Origin of the sequence: Herbaspirillum sp. ST 5-3, assembly GCF_004804275.1 — a bacterium.
Lineage (GTDB): Bacteria > Pseudomonadota > Gammaproteobacteria > Burkholderiales > Burkholderiaceae_D > Noviherbaspirillum.
The window spans coordinates 71912-88071 of the sequence record NZ_STGI01000010.1; the positions used below are offsets into that span (position 1 = coordinate 71912).

The 16160-nt window shown below is 60.3% G+C and carries 15 protein-coding genes; 7 read left to right on the forward strand and 8 right to left on the reverse strand.

Going from position 1 to position 16160, the window contains the following annotated elements:
• The first annotated feature begins 5 nt into the window (after positions 1-5).
• The gene (locus E6W33_RS18615) at positions 6-485 is read left to right on the forward strand and encodes a hypothetical protein (RefSeq protein WP_136418822.1); all 480 of its coding nucleotides are present in this window, start codon (positions 6-8) and stop codon (positions 483-485) included.
• 32 nt (positions 486-517) lie between these two features.
• Here E6W33_RS18615 and E6W33_RS18620 read toward each other — a convergent pair whose 3' ends face one another.
• The 5 genes from E6W33_RS18620 to E6W33_RS18640 form a co-directional block, all read right to left on the reverse strand.
• Positions 518-1741, reverse strand: a complete 1224-nt coding sequence (locus E6W33_RS18620) for an HD-GYP domain-containing protein (RefSeq protein WP_136418823.1) — start codon at positions 1739-1741, stop codon at positions 518-520.
• Positions 1742-1924: 183 nt separating this feature from the next.
• A complete protein-coding gene (locus E6W33_RS18625; protein WP_136418824.1) occupies positions 1925-2731 on the reverse strand; it encodes a BPSS1780 family membrane protein in 807 nt (268 codons plus the stop codon).
• A 2-nt stretch (positions 2732-2733) separates the two neighbouring features.
• Entirely contained in the window at positions 2734-3690 is a 957-nt protein-coding gene (locus E6W33_RS18630; RefSeq protein WP_136418825.1) for a homoserine kinase, read from the reverse strand.
• A gap of 37 nt (positions 3691-3727) precedes the next feature.
• Entirely contained in the window at positions 3728-4159 is a 432-nt protein-coding gene (locus E6W33_RS18635) for a DUF2782 domain-containing protein (RefSeq protein WP_136418826.1), read from the reverse strand.
• Positions 4160-4297: 138 nt separating this feature from the next.
• Positions 4298-5035 carry a TIGR00730 family Rossman fold protein gene (locus E6W33_RS18640; protein ID WP_136418827.1) on the reverse strand — a complete coding sequence of 246 codons (738 nt, stop codon included), beginning with the start codon at positions 5033-5035 and terminating at the stop codon, positions 4298-4300.
• Here E6W33_RS18640 and polA point away from each other — a divergent pair, their 5' ends adjacent.
• The 3 genes from polA (at position 5036) to E6W33_RS18655 (ending at position 9682) form a co-directional block, all read left to right on the forward strand.
• A complete protein-coding gene (gene polA / locus E6W33_RS18645; protein ID WP_136418828.1) occupies positions 5036-7789 on the forward strand; it encodes a DNA polymerase I in 2754 nt (917 codons plus the stop codon).
• A 147-nt stretch (positions 7790-7936) separates the two neighbouring features.
• Positions 7937-8719 carry a metal-dependent hydrolase gene (locus E6W33_RS18650; RefSeq protein WP_247869702.1) on the forward strand — a complete coding sequence of 261 codons (783 nt, stop codon included), beginning with the start codon at positions 7937-7939 and terminating at the stop codon, positions 8717-8719.
• A gap of 279 nt (positions 8720-8998) precedes the next feature.
• The gene (locus E6W33_RS18655; protein ID WP_247869703.1) at positions 8999-9682 is read left to right on the forward strand and encodes a ZIP family metal transporter; all 684 of its coding nucleotides are present in this window, start codon (positions 8999-9001) and stop codon (positions 9680-9682) included.
• A 7-nt stretch (positions 9683-9689) separates the two neighbouring features.
• On the opposite strand, the gene E6W33_RS18660 is transcribed toward E6W33_RS18655, so the two are convergent.
• The 3 genes from E6W33_RS18660 to E6W33_RS18670 all read right to left on the reverse strand — a co-directional run bounded on the left by E6W33_RS18660 (position 9690) and on the right by E6W33_RS18670 (position 12704).
• Positions 9690-10544, reverse strand: a complete 855-nt coding sequence (locus tag E6W33_RS18660) for a sulfurtransferase (protein ID WP_136418830.1) — start codon at positions 10542-10544, stop codon at positions 9690-9692.
• Positions 10545-10550: 6 nt separating this feature from the next.
• Entirely contained in the window at positions 10551-11480 is a 930-nt protein-coding gene (locus E6W33_RS18665) for a DMT family transporter (RefSeq protein ID WP_136418831.1), read from the reverse strand.
• Positions 11481-11603: 123 nt separating this feature from the next.
• The gene (locus tag E6W33_RS18670; RefSeq protein WP_136418832.1) at positions 11604-12704 is read right to left on the reverse strand and encodes an aromatic ring-hydroxylating dioxygenase subunit alpha; all 1101 of its coding nucleotides are present in this window, start codon (positions 12702-12704) and stop codon (positions 11604-11606) included.
• A 385-nt stretch (positions 12705-13089) separates the two neighbouring features.
• Between E6W33_RS18670 and E6W33_RS18675 the strand changes: the two genes are divergently transcribed.
• From E6W33_RS18675 to dxs, 3 genes are read left to right on the forward strand one after another with little or no spacing between them, the layout of a single operon-like run.
• On the forward strand, positions 13090-13344 hold the full coding sequence (locus tag E6W33_RS18675; RefSeq protein ID WP_136418833.1) for an exodeoxyribonuclease VII small subunit: 255 nt from the start codon (positions 13090-13092) through the stop codon (positions 13342-13344).
• On the forward strand, positions 13341-14240 hold the full coding sequence (locus E6W33_RS18680) for a polyprenyl synthetase family protein (RefSeq protein ID WP_247869693.1): 900 nt from the start codon (positions 13341-13343) through the stop codon (positions 14238-14240). Before E6W33_RS18675 ends, E6W33_RS18680 begins: the two co-directional genes overlap by 4 nt.
• Before the next feature lie 6 nt (positions 14241-14246).
• Positions 14247-16112, forward strand: coding sequence for a 1-deoxy-D-xylulose-5-phosphate synthase (gene dxs, locus E6W33_RS18685; protein ID WP_136418834.1), 1866 nt, complete (start codon positions 14247-14249; stop codon positions 16110-16112).
• The last annotated feature ends 48 nt before the right edge of the window (positions 16113-16160 follow it).

The following is a 16160-nucleotide window of genomic DNA, read 5'->3' on the forward strand; positions in this document are numbered from 1 at the left end:
ACAACATGAAATCCATACCGCTTTTGCTGGCTGCCATTTCGCTGGCCTTTCCATTGACGACACTGGCCGCCGAATCGGGGCATGACCATCACGGCGCAGCGCCGCACAAGATCGAACTCAATGCGGGCAAGAAGTGGCAATCTGACGCCTCGCTGCGCAAGGGCATGAGCGCGATCAAGGAGCAGGTGAGCGTCGCGCTGCCGGCGGCACACGAGGGCAAGTTCACGCCGGAGCAATACGCGAAACTGGGCAAGGACCTCAACGATCAGGTCGCCTACATCGTCCAGAACTGCAAGCTCGATCCGAAGGCGGATGCGCAACTGCATGTGATCATCGGCGATCTGGCGCAAGGCATTGAAACGCTCGAAGGCAAGCAGCAGAACAAGGAGCGGGCGCTGGGCGTGGTGCAGGTGGCGGAGGCATTGAACACCTACGGCAAATACTTCGATCATGCGGGCTGGAAGCCGGTGAAACTGCCGCACTGATCGCCTGCGGCACTTGGTGCGGAGAATTCTCGCTAGGCCATGCTGAAAAACTTCATCGGATCCACGCGCCATTTTTCCGGCGATTCATGGCTGAGAATCTTGTCGCCACCGCCCAGGCCGAGCGGCTTCGACAGGTCCACGTCCTGCGGCTTGATATAGGTGTTGGATTTGGTGCTGAAGAAAATCCGGACCTTCGGCGCCAGCAGATTGGTCTCATGCGGCTCGATGACGACGCCCAGGCGTCCCGACTCGAGCAGGACCAGGGTGCCGACCGGATAGATGCCGACGCAGCGCATGAAACTCTGCACCTGCAGCGGGTTGAAGTGGAACTTGCTCCATTCGTAGATCTTGCGCAGCGCTTCGGCGGCTGACATGCCCTTGTGATAGCAGCGGTCGGCGGTGATGGCATCGTATACATCGACGATGGCCGCCATCTGCGCGAGGGTGCTGATCTGCCCGGCGGGCAGCTTGTCCGGGTAGCCGCTGCCATCCATCCGCTCGTGATGGTGCAGCGTGATGTCGAGCGGTATGTCGCCAACGCCCGGTGACTTCAACAGAATGTCGTAGCCGTCTTTCGGATGCTTCTTGATGAGCTCGAATTCCTCTTCGGTCAGGCGTCCCGGCTTGTTCAGCACCTCGTCCGGCACCAGCGCCTTGCCGGTGTCGTGCAGCAATCCGCCCAATCCTGCCTGACGCGTCAGTGCGGGATCCATGCCCGCCGACCGGCAGAAGGCCACCAGCAGGGTGCAGACGCTTACCGAATGCAGGAAGGTGTAGTCGTCCTTGTTCTTGATGCGCAGCAGTCCGATCAGCGCGCCGGGGTTGCGCAGGATCGATTCGGTGATGTCTTGCACCACCGGTTCGACCTGATCGAGTTCGATGGCTTTGCCCAGGCGCGCGTCATGCATGACGGTGCGCACCAGTTGATGCGCCTGATCCTTGATCTTGTTGGCGCGCGTCAGTTCTTCCGCCAGCGATACGCGCATGGGCGACGCCGGCTGGTGCTGGGCGAGATCGAGGATTTCCTTTTCCAGTGCGCTCGATGCTTCCTGTGCGGTCGGCGCATCCTTGTCATCAAGGCCTTTGTCGGTGTCGATATAGACTTCGTGAATGCCGGAGGCCTTGATCTTCGCGATTTCCTCGTCCGAGGAAACCAGCAATTGATTGCGCAGGAAAGGGTGGTCCATCCAATGGCAGCTGAAGTCATGGATGAACATCCCTACCTTGATCTGGCGCACATCAATTTTCTTGATCATGATACTTCCTTGGCACTATGTACAGAATACCGAACGGATGCTGCTGGATACCTGTCTGGAAATCTGCCGCGCGACAGCTTTCAAACAGGTTCCGGGACTGAAAGTGCGGTTCCAGTATAGCCAGTTTTGATGCCTTGGAGCATCTTTGGCGGCGAAGCGGGATGGTGACAGTGTTGCCGCCGTTCAGTCCTGGTTGCTGCGTGCGTCGGGCGGCGGCAACTGTTTTTCCGGTGCGGCTTGCGGTCGGCCGAATATCCAGGTGTAGGTGGGATAGAAGGAGCAGTACATGACGATCGTCAGTACAAGTGACAAGGGCAGTGCGATCAGGACGGCGATGCCCTTGGCGAGGACCAGGGCGACGAAACTGCTGACGATGGCGGGAAACAGTACGCCTATCCCCATCCAGGCCAGGCCATAGACCAGAAAGGCTCTGCCGGCGCGCTGCACGGCGAAGAAGCTGTAGAAAATCGCCTTGCCGACACCCATGCCCTGCCACGCAATCAGCGGCGCGGCATACCAGAATGCCATTGCCGCCGGCACGTAGACCGCGGCGGCGAACATCATTGCCAGCGACATGTTCGAGTTGCGGATCATCTCGGCATTCAGTTCCTTGCTGCCGCTCATCACCTGCCAAGTCACGCCGCCGTCAATCAGCGCGGACGCCGCCAAGGCGAGGATCGCCGCGAGCAGATAGAACGCGCCCAGCACCAGCAGCTTTTTCAAGGCCGGCGTGCGGAAAACCGTGACCAGCAGACTCGGATAAACCTTCTTGCCTTGCTCGATATTCCGGCATGCCTCCATGAACGCCATGGAAAGGGCCGGTACCAGCACCAGGGGCAGGATCTGGCCGAGCAGGGGCAGGACACCGACGGCCAGCATCAGGAACATGTACGCCAGGAACAGCGTCGACATTTCCACCGGCTGCTTGCGAAACAGCGCGAACCCTTCCTTGACCCAGACCCAGCCGGTGTTTGCAGGCAGTTTTCCCATTGTCAGAACAAGGCAGGAACCGGATTGTTGATGCGCTGGCGCAGGATGCGTTCGAAGTGGGTCGGGTCGTGCGGGGTCAGCATTTCCGCCTCGCGCGGCAAATAGAAGTCGTACAGGCGCGAGAGCCAGAAGCGCAGTGCGCCGGCTTGCAGCATCGGGCGCCAGGCAATCTTTTCCGGCTCGACAAAGGGCCGCACCGAATGATAGGCGTCGAGCAAGGCCCGTACACGTTGCTCGTCGAGCGCGCCGCTCTCGACATCGATGCACCAGTCGTTGACCGTCACTGCGACATCAAAGATCCAGGTATCGCAGCCGGCGAAATAAAAATCGAAGAATCCGGTCAGGCGTTCGCCGACAAACATCACATTGTTGCGGAACAGATCGGCGTGAATCGGTCCCCGCGGCAACTGGTGATAGGTGGCGGAGGCGGCAAATGCTTCCTGCGTATGGATTTCCGCGCGCAGCAGATGCTGGCTGTCTTCCGGCAAGTACGGCAGCACCACCGGCGTGGTGGCATGCCACCAGGCGAGGCCGCGCAGGTTCGGCTGCTGCATCGGGAAATCCTGGCCTGCCAGGTGCATCTTCGCCAGCATTGCGCCGACCGCCGCGCAATGCGCCGGCTTGGGATCCATTTGCGATGTGCCGTCCAGCTTGGTCACGAGGCAGGCCGGCTTGCCATGCAGCGTGTGCAGGATGTCGCCGTGCTTGTTGGAGATCGGCGCCGGTACCAGCACGCCGTGATCAGCCAGGTGGCGCATCAGTTCCAGGTAGAACGGCAATTGCTCGAAGTTCAGCTTCTCGAAAATCGTCAGGACGAACTCACCCGCTTCGGTGGTGACGAAAAAGTTGCTGTTTTCGATGCCGGACGAAATGCCTTTGATGGCGAGAGGCTTGCCGAGATTGAACTGCGCGAGCCATTGGGTAAGGTCATCCAGGCTGACCGGGGTGAAAACTGCCATGAGCGAATCGGAAAAAAATGTCGAATAAATGAATGGGCTATTTTTTCGGCGCGGGCGCCTGAGGCGGGGCCGGAACCGCCGCCGCCTGTGCTTCTTCCGCTTCCTTGGCTTCTTTCGAGCGGCCAAGATCGAATTCCAGCACTTCCCACTGCGCCGGGCGCATTGTACTGCTTTGCGCGTCTCCTGGGAGTGCGCTGCCGGCCTGATCGTTGGCTTTTACAACGTAAGTGCTGCCGCCGGTGCTGACCTTGACTTCGGTAACCTTGCCGCCGCGCGCACGCTTTTCGCTGATTTTGCTGCGTCGGTCGGGCTGGCGGATCGTGACTGCGGGCGGTTCGCCTTCTTCCAGTTTTTCCAGCCGGGGAGGCGGAGGGGCTTTGCCCGAGCCTTGCTGGGCGATGGCCGACAGCGGAATTGTCAAGGCAGCAATAGACGCTGCGACGAGTGGCCAAACCCTGAGTGTGCGCATGATGATTCTTGAACTGTTATTGGAACGCGGTATGGCTGAATTGCAATCGAGCCTCTATGAAACATTTTAGCAAACGGCACCTGCAAGGACAGGAAATCCCCGGCTGCCCTTGCGCACGGCTGTTGAGGTAGAACAATGTTAGAGGTAGGCGCCCGCTTCCTTGCTTTCCGACGTCAACAGCTCATGGCTGGCCTCGTAGAAGGCGAAAATCGCTTCCACCACATTGGCAGGTTCGTCGATGAGCTGCACCAGGTCCAGGTCCTTCGCATCGATCATGCCGTCGGCGACCAGGCGTGTCCGGAACCACTCGAGCAGGCCGCTCCAGAATTGCGTGCCGACCAGGATCACCGGAATGCGGCGCGACTTGCCGGTCTGGATCAGCGTCAATACTTCCGTCATTTCGTCCAGCGTGCCGAAACCGCCCGGCATCACGACATAGGCGTCCGCATATTTGACGAAAGCAACCTTGCGCGCGAAGAAATGCCGAAAGCTGATCGAAATGTCCTGCCAGCGGTTGCTGGACTGCTCGTGCGGCAATTCAATATTCAGGCCGACCGAGGACGACGCACCTTCATACGCGCCCTTGTTCGCCGCTTCCATGATGCCGGGTCCGCCCCCGGAGATGACCGCGAGTCCTGCGTCGGACAGGCGGCGCGCGATGTCGACGCATTTGTCGTAAAAGGGGTCGGTCGGCTTGATGCGCGCCGAACCGAAGATGGACACTGCCGGGCGCAGCTCCGCGAGTCGCTCAGTCGACTCGATAAACTCTGCCATAATCGTCAGGATATGCCATGATTCCCGCGCTTTTTTTGCAGTGGCCCGATTGACATCCGTGATTTGCCTGAGGCGCGGCACGTTTTTCCCTTTTGACACCATATGAATAAAACCCTTTTGCTCGTTGACGGTTCCAGTTATCTCTATCGCGCATTCCACGCGATGCCGGATTTGCGTAATGCCGAAGGCGCACCGACCGGCGCCATCTACGGCATGATCAACATGCTGCGCAAGTTACGCAATGATTACTCGGCAGCATACATTGCCTGTGTGTTCGACGCAAAAGGTAAAACCTTCCGTGACGATCTGTATCCGGAATACAAAGCGCATCGTCCATCGATGCCGGAAGATCTCGTCAAGCAGATCGAGCCTATCCATGAAGCCGTGCGCGCGCTCGGCTGGCCGATTCTGATGGTCGAGGGGATCGAGGCCGACGACGTGATCGGCACGCTGGCGGTGAAAGCGGTCGGGCACGGCATGCAGACGGTGATCTCGACCGGCGACAAGGATCTGGCGCAACTGGTGAACGATCATGTCACGCTGATCAACACGATGAGCAACGAAAAGCTCGACCGGGAAGGCGTGATTGCCAAGTTCGGCGTGCCGCCGGAGCGCATCGTCGACTACCTGACGCTGATCGGCGACGCGGTCGACAATGTGCCGGGCGTCGACAAGGTCGGCCCGAAGACCGCAGTCAAGTGGCTGACGCAGTACGGCTCGCTGGACGCCATCATCGCGCAGGCAGCGAGCGTCGGCGGCGCGGTCGGCGAGAACTTGCGCCGCGCGCTGGACTGGCTGCCGCAGGCGCGTCATCTGCTGACCGTCAAGACCGATTGCGACCTGGCTGCACACATGGTGTCGATCCCGGAATCACTGGTGGCCAGGCCGGCCGACAACGATGCCTTGATCGAATTCTTCCGGCGCTACGGTTTCAAGACCTGGCTGCGCGAGCTGACCGGTGAATCGACCACCGGCGTGCGCCCTGCGACGCAGGTGCGCAGTGCAGAAAGTGCGGAACCGCAGGCGAACCTGTTCGACTCCGGCCCGGTGACGACCGAGTACGAAACCGTGCTGACGGAAGCACAGCTCGACCGCTGGCTGGAAACGATCAATGCCGCCGAGTTGACTTCGGTCGATACCGAAACCACATCGCTCGATCCGATGCGCGCGCAACTGGTCGGCATTTCGCTGTGCTGCAAGCCCGGTGTGGCCGCCTATATCCCGGTTGCGCACCGCTATCAGGGAGCGCCGGAACAACTGTCTCGCGACTTCGTGCTGGAGAAGCTGAAGCCCTGGCTGGAAGATGCCGCCAAACCCAAGCTCGGGCAGCACCTGAAATACGACAGCCACATCTTCGCCAATCACGGCGTCGCATTGCGCGGCATCGTGCACGACACGCTGCTCGAATCCTATGTGTTCGAGTCGCACAAGAGTCACGACATGGACAGCCTGGCGCTGCGGCATCTCAATCGCAAGACCATCACCTTCGAGGAAGTGTGCGGCAAGGGCGCCTCGCAAATCTGCTTCGACGAAGTTCCGCTCGAACGCGCGACCGATTATGCAGCGGAGGATGCGGACGTCACCATGCAATTGCATCAGGCGATGTGGCCGCACGTGGCCGACAATGCGGGCTTGAAATTCATCTATGAAAAGGTCGAGCTGCCGACCTCGATCGTGTTGCAGAAGATCGAGCGCAACGGCGTGCTGATCGATGCGCAATTGCTCGCCACGCAGTCGCACGAACTCGGCACGCGCATGCTGGAAATGGAAAGGCAGGCGTATGAACTGGCCGGCCAGCCGTTCAACCTCAACTCGCCGAAGCAGATCGGTGAAATCTTCTTCGACAAACTGCAACTGCCGGTGGTGAAAAAGACGCCGTCCGGCACGCCGTCGACCGATGAAGAAGTACTGCAGAAGCTGGCCGAGAATTATCCGCTGCCGAAAATCCTGCTCGACTATCGGGGCCTGTCCAAGCTGAAGTCCACCTACACCGACAAGCTGCCGAAGATGGTGAATCCGAATACCGGCCGGGTGCACACGAATTACGCGCAGGCCGTCGCGGTAACCGGACGTCTGGCATCGAACGATCCCAACCTGCAGAACATTCCGGTGCGTACCGCCGAGGGCCGGCGCATCCGCGAAGCCTTCGTCGCGCCGCCGGGGAGCGTGATCGTCTCGGCCGACTATTCGCAGATCGAGTTGCGCATCATGGCGCACATCTCGGGCGACGAGAATCTGCTGCGCGCCTTTGCGGAAGGCGAGGACATCCATCGCGCCACCGCTGCCGAGATTTTTGGCGCGGCGCCGGCGGATGTGACCAGCGAGCAGCGCCGCTATGCCAAGGTGATCAACTTCGGCCTGATCTACGGCATGAGCGCATTCGGACTGGCGAGCAATCTCGGCATCGAGCGTTCCGCCGCGCAGATGTATATCGACAAATACTTCCAGCGCTATCCCGCCGTCGCGCAATACATGGCTGACACGCGTGCCCAGGCCAAGGCGCGTGGTTATGTCGAAACGGTCTTCGGTCGCCGCCTGTGGCTGGCGGAAATCAATTCACCCAATGGCCCGCGTCGCCAGGCTGCCGAGCGTGCCGCGATCAACGCGCCGATGCAGGGCACGGCCGCCGATCTGATCAAGCTGTCGATGATCGCCGTGCAGGACTGGCTGGAAGCAGAGCGCATGGCGTCGAAGATGGTGATGCAGGTGCACGATGAACTGGTGCTCGAAGTGCCGGAAGCAGAGTTGGCGCGCGTGCAGCAGACCTTGCCCGAGTTGATGAGCGGCGTCGGCCAGCTCAGGGTTCCCTTGACCGCGGAAGTCGGTATCGGCAAGAACTGGGATCAGGCGCATTGATCCGGCGTGCTACGCGCAAGTTGATTTATCGTTATCATTTCCCGGTCGGTCCGCGCGCATTGCGGTGCGACCGCCGGCGATCCCGATAACCGAAAGGAGAGAACGATGCTCAACTTGAAGCAAGCGATTTCCGCAGTGATTGGCCTGATGCTGGCGGCTGTCGTGCCGGCGTCGATGGCGCAGGGAAAGACGGAAGTGCAGTGGCTGGGCCAGGCGACGACCAAAATCACGACGCCGGAAGGCAAGGTCATCGTGGTCGATCCGTGGCTGACCAGCAATCCGAAAACACCGGAGCAATACAAGAAGCTCGAAGCGCTCGGCAAGGTCGACGTGATTCTGGTGACGCACGGGCACATGGACCATTTCACCGACGTGTCCGCGCTGGCCAGGCTGAACAAGGTGCCGGTCTATGGACCCGCAGGCCTGCTGCAATCGGCCGTTGCGCTTGGCATCCTCCCGTCCGAACTGACGCGCGGCTTCAACAAGAGTGGCACCGTCGTTCCGTCCGGCACCAATATCCGCGTTACCGCCGTGCATGCCGAGCACAGTTCGGAACTGACATGGCACAACCCGACAAGCTCGAAGGACGAGATTCATGTTGGCGGCGAGCCGGTGGGCTACATCATCGAGCTGGAAAACGGCTTCAAGATCTATCACATGGGCGACACCGGTCTGTTCGGTGACCTCGCGTTCATCGGCCAGTATTACAAGCCGGATCTGGTGATGATTCCGATCGGCGGGCATTTCACGATGGGGCCGAAAGAAGCCGCTGTCGCCATCCGGGACATGCTCAAGCCAAAGTATGCGATTCCGATCCACTACGGCACTTTCCCGCTGCTGAAGGGAACACCGGCGGAATTGACGAAGGAGCTCGGCGCTGCCCCTACCAAGGTGCTTGCGATCAATCCCGGCGAGAAGCAGGAGTTCTAGCGGGTCATCCTCATCCGAGATGTCATGTCCGCGGAAAACACGGAAAGCACAGAAAATATGTTTGATTTCCGTGCTTTCCGGGGACATCCATAACCCCTACCATAACAAGGCAGCTGTTTGCCGAAACAGCCAGTCTGTGCTTTAATTTGCAACTTTGTTGCATATTCGTCGGGGCTCAAAATCAACTCCACGCTGTTATCCATCCTGCTTGCGACCACCATTTCCGGCGTCATCAGCATTACCGCTGCGGCGGTGTTTTCGTTTTCCCTGCTGTCGAAAATGGTGGACCGCATGGTCAGCCTGTCGGTCGGCATCCTGTTGTCGACCTCGTTGTTGCACGCGCTGCCGGAAGCGTTCGAATCCAAGGCCGACAGCCACCTGCTGTTCGCCATGCTGCTGGGCGGCTTGCTGGGATTCTTCCTGCTGGAGAAATTCGCGATCCTGCGCCATTCGCATCATTACGAAGGCGATGGCCACGGGCATGAGCACGGGCACGATGTGCATGAGGCAGGCAAGTCGGGTTGGATGATCCTGGTCGGGGATGGCCTGCACAACTTCACCGACGGCATCCTGATCGCCGCGGCTTTCCTCGCCGATCCGCATCTCGGGCTGATCACCGGCCTGGCCATCATTGCGCATGAAATCCCGCAAGAGATCGGCGATTTCATCGTGCTGCTCAATGCCGGGTTCACGCGCACCCGGGCCTATGTCTACAACCTGTTGTCCAGCCTGATGGCGATCATCGGCGGCGTACTCGGCTATTTCACCCTCGGGCAGGTGTCGGACTGGATTCCCTACGTGCTGGTGTTTGCGTCGTCCGGTTTCATCTATATCGCTGTCAGCGACCTGATGCCGCAAATGCAGCGACGCTCAACGCTGCGCGAAACGATTCCGCAAATTATCCTGATTGCCGTCGGCGTGGCGCTGGTGGTGTTCGTGACGGGGCAGTCGCACCAGCACTGATCGGCAATTAAGAACCGGTTGCTACCGGCCGCGATGGATTGGAGCACCACTCGCTCCAGGAACCTGGATACAAGGCTGCACCGGACAGTCCGGCGACCTCGGCGGCGAGCAGGTTGTGGCAGGCCGTTACGCCCGAGCCGCATTGCATGATGACCGATTCCGGGGCGCTGAACAGGGCATTGAATTCGTCGTGCAACTGGCTGGCCGGCTTGAATTGCCCGTCGCCTTGCAGGTTGTCCTTGAAGAAGCGGTTCTTCGCGCCGGGAATATGGCCGCCGACAGGATCCAGCGTTTCATTCTCGCCGCGAAAACGATCGGGCGCGCGGGCATCCACAATAATGCGCGCCGGGTTCGACAGATTGGCTATGATGTCATCGGCGCTGACGGTCGTCATGCGCGACGGATGCGGCTCCACATTGCCGCGCGGCCGGGTCACGGTTTCCGTCGACAAGGCCAGGCCGAGCGCCTGCCAGGCCGGCAGTCCGCCATCCAGCACGGCAACCGCATCATGCCCCACCCAGCGCAGCATCCACCACAGGCGTGCGGCAAACATGCCGCCGTGCGCGTCGTACGCCACCACTTGCGATCCATGATTGACACCCCAGCGGCGCAGCGTTTCAACGAAGGCATTGCGTTCGGGGAGAGGATGGCGTCCGCGAAACTCTCCGTTGGGGCCCAGGCTCTTGTCCGACAGCTCGCTCTCGACGTCCGCGAATTGCGCGCACGGGATATGACCTGCCGCATAGGCAGCACGACCGGCGTCCTGGTTGGCGAGGTCATGGCGGCAATCGAGCACGACCCAGCTCGCGTCCTTGATGTGCCGCGCGAGATCGGCGGCGGAAATCAGCGTGGTGTATTGCATACGACTCTATACCTCGGTTGCTATCGGATCATTGACCTCGGCGATGGAAGGGTTTTTCGTTCCGACGCCAGCGTTGCGCGTATTGTAATAGGTCGCGGCGATTCCGCTCGCGAGAATGATCGCGATACCGAGCCAGCCGAGCCAACTCAGTACATCGCCCCAGATCAGGATACCCCAGATGCTGGAGAAAACAATGCCGCTGTATTGCAGGTTGGCGGTCACCAGCGTCTTGCCGAGATGGTAGGCGCGGGTCATGGCGACTTGCGCAAGTGTTGCGGTCACGCCGATCGATAGCAGCAGGATGAGGCCCTTGGCGCTGTGTTCATGCAGGCCGGTCAGGGAGCCGTTGCCGGCCAGGGTCCCGGCCAGGCCTGCCACCAATCCGGTCAGCGAAAAATAGAACACCACGCGGTATTCCGGTTCGCCCATCTGTCCCAGCTTTTTCACCTGCAGGTAGGCGAGCGCGGAGAGTACGCCTGACGCGAGTCCGACCAATCCGGCAAACCATTGATCCGCATGGAACGAAGGGCGCAGCAGCAATGTGACGCCGACGAAGCTGAACGCGATCGCGCTGGTCAGGCCCCATTCGAACCTGTTCTGCCTGTGCCACCAACCGACGGTAAACAGGATGGCAGCGATCCAGATCGGCGCCATGTAGTTGAGAGTCATGCCGGTGGCGATCGGAAGCTTGCCGATCGAATAGAACCACATCGAGAGAGCGGTGACGCCGACCAGACCGCGCGACAGGTGTGCCCCTGGCAGAGAGGTGCGCAAGCTGCCGCCCCGGACCAGAGTCAGCCCGGCCATGAAGATGACGCCGACTATCCCGCGGTAGGTCACGATTTCGGCGACCGAGTAGGTGCTTGATGCCAGCTTGACGCACACGCCCATGATGGAGAAAGCGAAACTTGCGAAAAGCATCCAGAGCGATTGCATGGGAGTCGGGCGAAAATGGCGTGGCGGCAGGGCGGAAGTCCAAGATGATACGCGGATTCGGCATTGCGGGCAGGACCGGCACGCAAGGTCGGCGGGAGGCAGGCGGGCATTGCCCGCCTTTATTCAGACAGCGATGCGCTTGCGGTACCACTCATGGAAATGCTGCATGCCGTCTTCCATCGGCGACTGGTAGGGCCCGACTTCATTCTCTCCGCGCTCCAGCAGGATCTTGCGGCCGGCATCCATGCGCTGGCCGATCTCGTCGTCCTCGATGCAGGTTTCCATGTAGGCGTCGCGCTCGGCTTCGACGAAATCGCGTTCGAACAGCACGATCTCTTCCGGATAGTAGAACTCGACCACATTCCGGGTCTTCTGCGTTCCGTTCGGCCATACGGTCGACACCGCCAGCACATGCGGATACCACTCGACCATGATGTTCGGATAGATCGTCAGCCAGATCGCGCCGTGCGGCGGCAGCTCTCCGTTGCGGAATTGCAGCACCTGCTCCTGCCACTTGCGATACTTCGGCGTGCCGAACCGCGAGAGCGCATGATTGACGCCGACGGTCTGCACGCTGTAGTTCTCGCCGAACTCCCAGCGCAGGTCGGAACAAGTGACGAAGCTGCCGAGGCCCGGATGAAAGGGTTCGACGTGGTAGTCCTCCAGATAGACTTCGATGAAAGTCTTCCAGTTGTAGTCACAGTCGTGAACTTCAACATGGTCCAGCATGTATCCGCTGAAATCGAGATCCTTCGTCACGCCGAGCCTGGACATCATTTGCGCGACGTTGACGCCGTTCTGCTCGAACAGCAAACCGTTCCAGTTCTGCAGCGGCGTCTTGGACAGGTTCATGCACGGCGTGTCCTCGAAATGCGGCGCGCCGATCAGTTCACCCTTGAGATCGTAAGTCCAGCGATGCAGCGGGCAGACGATGGTGTTGGCATTGCCGCGCCCGTCGAACATCTTGGCCTGTCGATGGCGGCAGACATTGGACAGCAGTTCGATGCCTTGCGGGCCGCGCACCAGCATGCGGCCCTCGTTTTCCCATGCCAGCGTGGCATAGTCGCCGGGATTCGGCACCATGAGTTCATGGCCGACGTAACGTGGACCTTGATGAAAAAGTTGCTGGATTTCCTGCTGCAACAGCGCGTCGTCGAAATAGACGTTGACCGGAAGTTGCGCGTTGGATCGCGCGAGCTTGGCGACATGAGCCAAATCGGACATCCCCACCCCCAAATTAATTTGCACCAACCTAAGAGAGAAAGAATCCGCAAAAACCAGTATTCAAAAAAGATGAAACGGAAATTTTGGACAGAACTGGCAATTATACCTGAGACCGCACTACGCGATTCTCAGGTCCGAGAAGGCCAAGCAATAAGCGATCCAGTGCAGTTTCAGGCAGTGCGGCCTCGAAAAATGATGTGTGCAACTGCGCCTCGACTGTGCAAATCCCGCTCTTCATGGTGTTGCCTTATTTTTAACTTGCCTTGACTTTTCGCAATGGCGGGGCGATTTGGCCGGCCGGCGCATGGCTTTCCGGCTTGCTGGATCTCAACTGCATGAGGTGGTTTGTTCTAAAATATCGGACTACACTTCACTTTTGTCCACTATGTCAAAGAAATCAACGCCCGCAGGGGAACCGGCTTCCTTCGAAGACGCCATGGCGGAGCTGGAACAGCTCGTCGCCACGATGGAAGCGGGCGAATTGCCCCTCGAAGCTTCGGTGGCTGCCTACAAGCGCGGTTCGGAGCTGGTCAAGTTTTGCGCGGCGCAACTCGAGAAGGTAGACAATCAGGTCAAGGTCCTCGAAGGCGACATGCTCAAGCCGTTCTCCGCCGGTGCCGAACCTGAGGCGGAAGAATGACGGAATTTCAAGTATTCGGCGACTGGATGAAGGGCGTCCAGTCGACGATGGAGGATGCGTTAGCCTCTTTTTTGCCGTCTGCGGCGGATATTCCTGCCCGCCTGCATGAAGCGATGCGTTATGCGGTGCTCGATGGCGGCAAGCGCGTGCGTCCCTTGCTGGTGTTTGCCGCGGGCGACCTGTTCGGCGCCGGCACTGACCTGCTGGCCCGCGCGGCGGCTGCGGTGGAAATGATTCATGCCTATTCGCTTGTGCATGACGACATGCCCTGCATGGACGACGATGAACTGCGGCGCGGCAAGGCCACGGTGCATGTGAAATACGATGAGGCGACTGCGTTGCTGGTCGGCGACGCACTGCAGACGCAGGCCTTTCTGGTGCTGTCCGAAGGCGGACACATCGAGGATGCGGCGCGCGCCGTGGCAATGATTCGCCTGCTGGCGCATGCGTCCGGATCGGTCGGCATGTGCGGCGGGCAGGCAATCGATCTCGCGAGCGTCGGCCTGAACCTGTCGCTGGGCGAGCTGGAGCAGATGCATCGCCTGAAAACCGGCGCCTTGCTGCGTGCTTCCGTTCTGCTGGGCGCCATGGCAGGCAAGTCGTTGAGCGACGAGGAAGTCGCTGCGCTCGATGCGTATTCGAGCGCGATCGGACTGGCATTCCAGGTGGTCGACGACGTCCTCGACGCGACGGCCGATTCGGCAACGCTCGGCAAGACCGCCGGCAAGGATGCGGCGGATCACAAGCCGACTTATGTATCGATTCTCGGGCTGGAGCAATCCAGGGCCCTGGCGGAACAACTGCGGACTGATGCGCACAAGGCGCTCATGCCGTTCGGAGAGAATGCACGGCGCTTGCGCGACATAGCAGACCTGATCGTGCAACGGAAAGCCTAGACCAATATGAACCTGTTGAAGATGATCGACGCGCCGGCGGACTTGCGCAAGCTCCCTCGCACGCAATTGAAGCCATTGGCGGACGAGCTGCGCGCCTTCCTGCTCGATTCCGTTTCGAAGACCGGCGGCCACTTGTCGTCCAACCTCGGCACGGTGGAACTGACCATTGCGCTGCACTATGTGTTCAACACGCCGGAAGACCGGATCGTGTGGGACGTCGGCCATCAAACTTACCCGCACAAGATCCTGACCGGCCGCCGCGACCAGATGCACACGCTGCGCCAGTTGAACGGCATCTCCGGCTTCCCGCGCCGCGATGAAAGCGAGTACGACACCTTCGGCACCGCGCACTCATCGACCTCGATTTCCGCCGCACTCGGCATGGCACTGGCTGCCAAGACCAAGGGCGAAAGCCGTCATTCGATCGCGGTGATCGGCGATGGTGCGATGACGGCCGGCATGGCATTCGAGGCATTGAACAATGCCGGCGTCTACAACGACATCAACCTGCTGGTGATCCTGAACGACAACGACATGTCGATTTCGCCGCCGGTCGGCGCGCTCAATCGCTACCTCGCGCGCCTGATGTCGGGCAAGTTCTATGCGGCAGCGAAAAACGTCGGCAAGTCGGTGCTGCCCGGCCCGATGCTGGAGCTCGCGAAGCGCCTGGAAGAGCATGCGAAAGGCATGGTGGTGCCCGCCACCATGTTCGAGGAATTCGGTTTCAACTACATCGGCCCGATCGACGGCCACGACCTCGAATCGCTGATCCCGACACTGCAGAACCTGAAGAATCTGCGCGGTCCGCAATTCCTGCACGTGGTGACGAAGAAGGGACAGGGTTACAAGCTGGCCGAGGCCGATCCGGTGCTGTATCACGGCCCCGGCAAGTTCAATCCGGCGGAAGGCATCAAGCCCGCAGCGACCAGCAAGATGACGTACACGCAAGTGTTCAGCGACTGGCTGTGCGACATGGCGGAACACGACACGCGCCTGATCGGTATTACGCCGGCCATGCGCGAAGGCTCCGGCCTGGTGGAATTCGAACGGCGTTTCCCCGGCCGCTACTACGACGTCGGCATCGCGGAACAGCACGCCGTCACCTTCGCCGCCGGCCTTGCCTGCGAAGGGCTGAAACCGGTGGTTGCCATTTACTCCACCTTCCTGCAGCGCGGGTACGATCAATTGATCCATGATGTCGCGCTGCAAAACTTGGATGTCACCTTTGCACTCGACCGCTCCGGCCTGGTCGGCGCCGACGGTGCGACGCATGCCGGCAACTACGATATCGCTTACCTGCGCTGCATTCCGAACATGGTGATCATGGCGGCTTCCGACGAGAACGAATGCCGTCAGATGCTGTCCACCGCGTTCCACTATCACGGACCGGCCTCGGTGCGCTATCCGCGCGGCGCCGGCATCGGTGCTGCGATCGACAAGGAATTGCACACCATCCCCCTGGGCAAAGGCGAAATCCGTCGCGAAGGCAAGGGCATTGCGATTCTCGCATTCGGCACCATGGTGGCGCCGAGCCTGAAAGCAGGCGAGGAACTGAATGCCACTGTCGCCAACATGCGCTTCGTCAAGCCGCTCGACGTCGAGCTGGTCAAGCAGCTGGCGCAGACGCACGATGCGCTGGTGACGGTCGAAGAGGGCGCGATCATGGGTGGCGCCGGTTCGGCGGTGGCGGAAGCCCTGGCGGAAGCGGGTATTGTCAAACCGATCTTGCATTTGGGGCTGCCGGACAAATTTATCGATCATGGCGACCAGGCGCAGCTGCTGGCGATATGCGGCCTGGATGCCAAAGGCATCACCGCCGTCATCAGGAAGCGCTTCGACAAGGGCGAGCCGCGCCTCGTCGTCAACAACTGACATCTCCATCGCGGCCGGACCATGCGCCGGCCGCCGCATTTGAAAGTA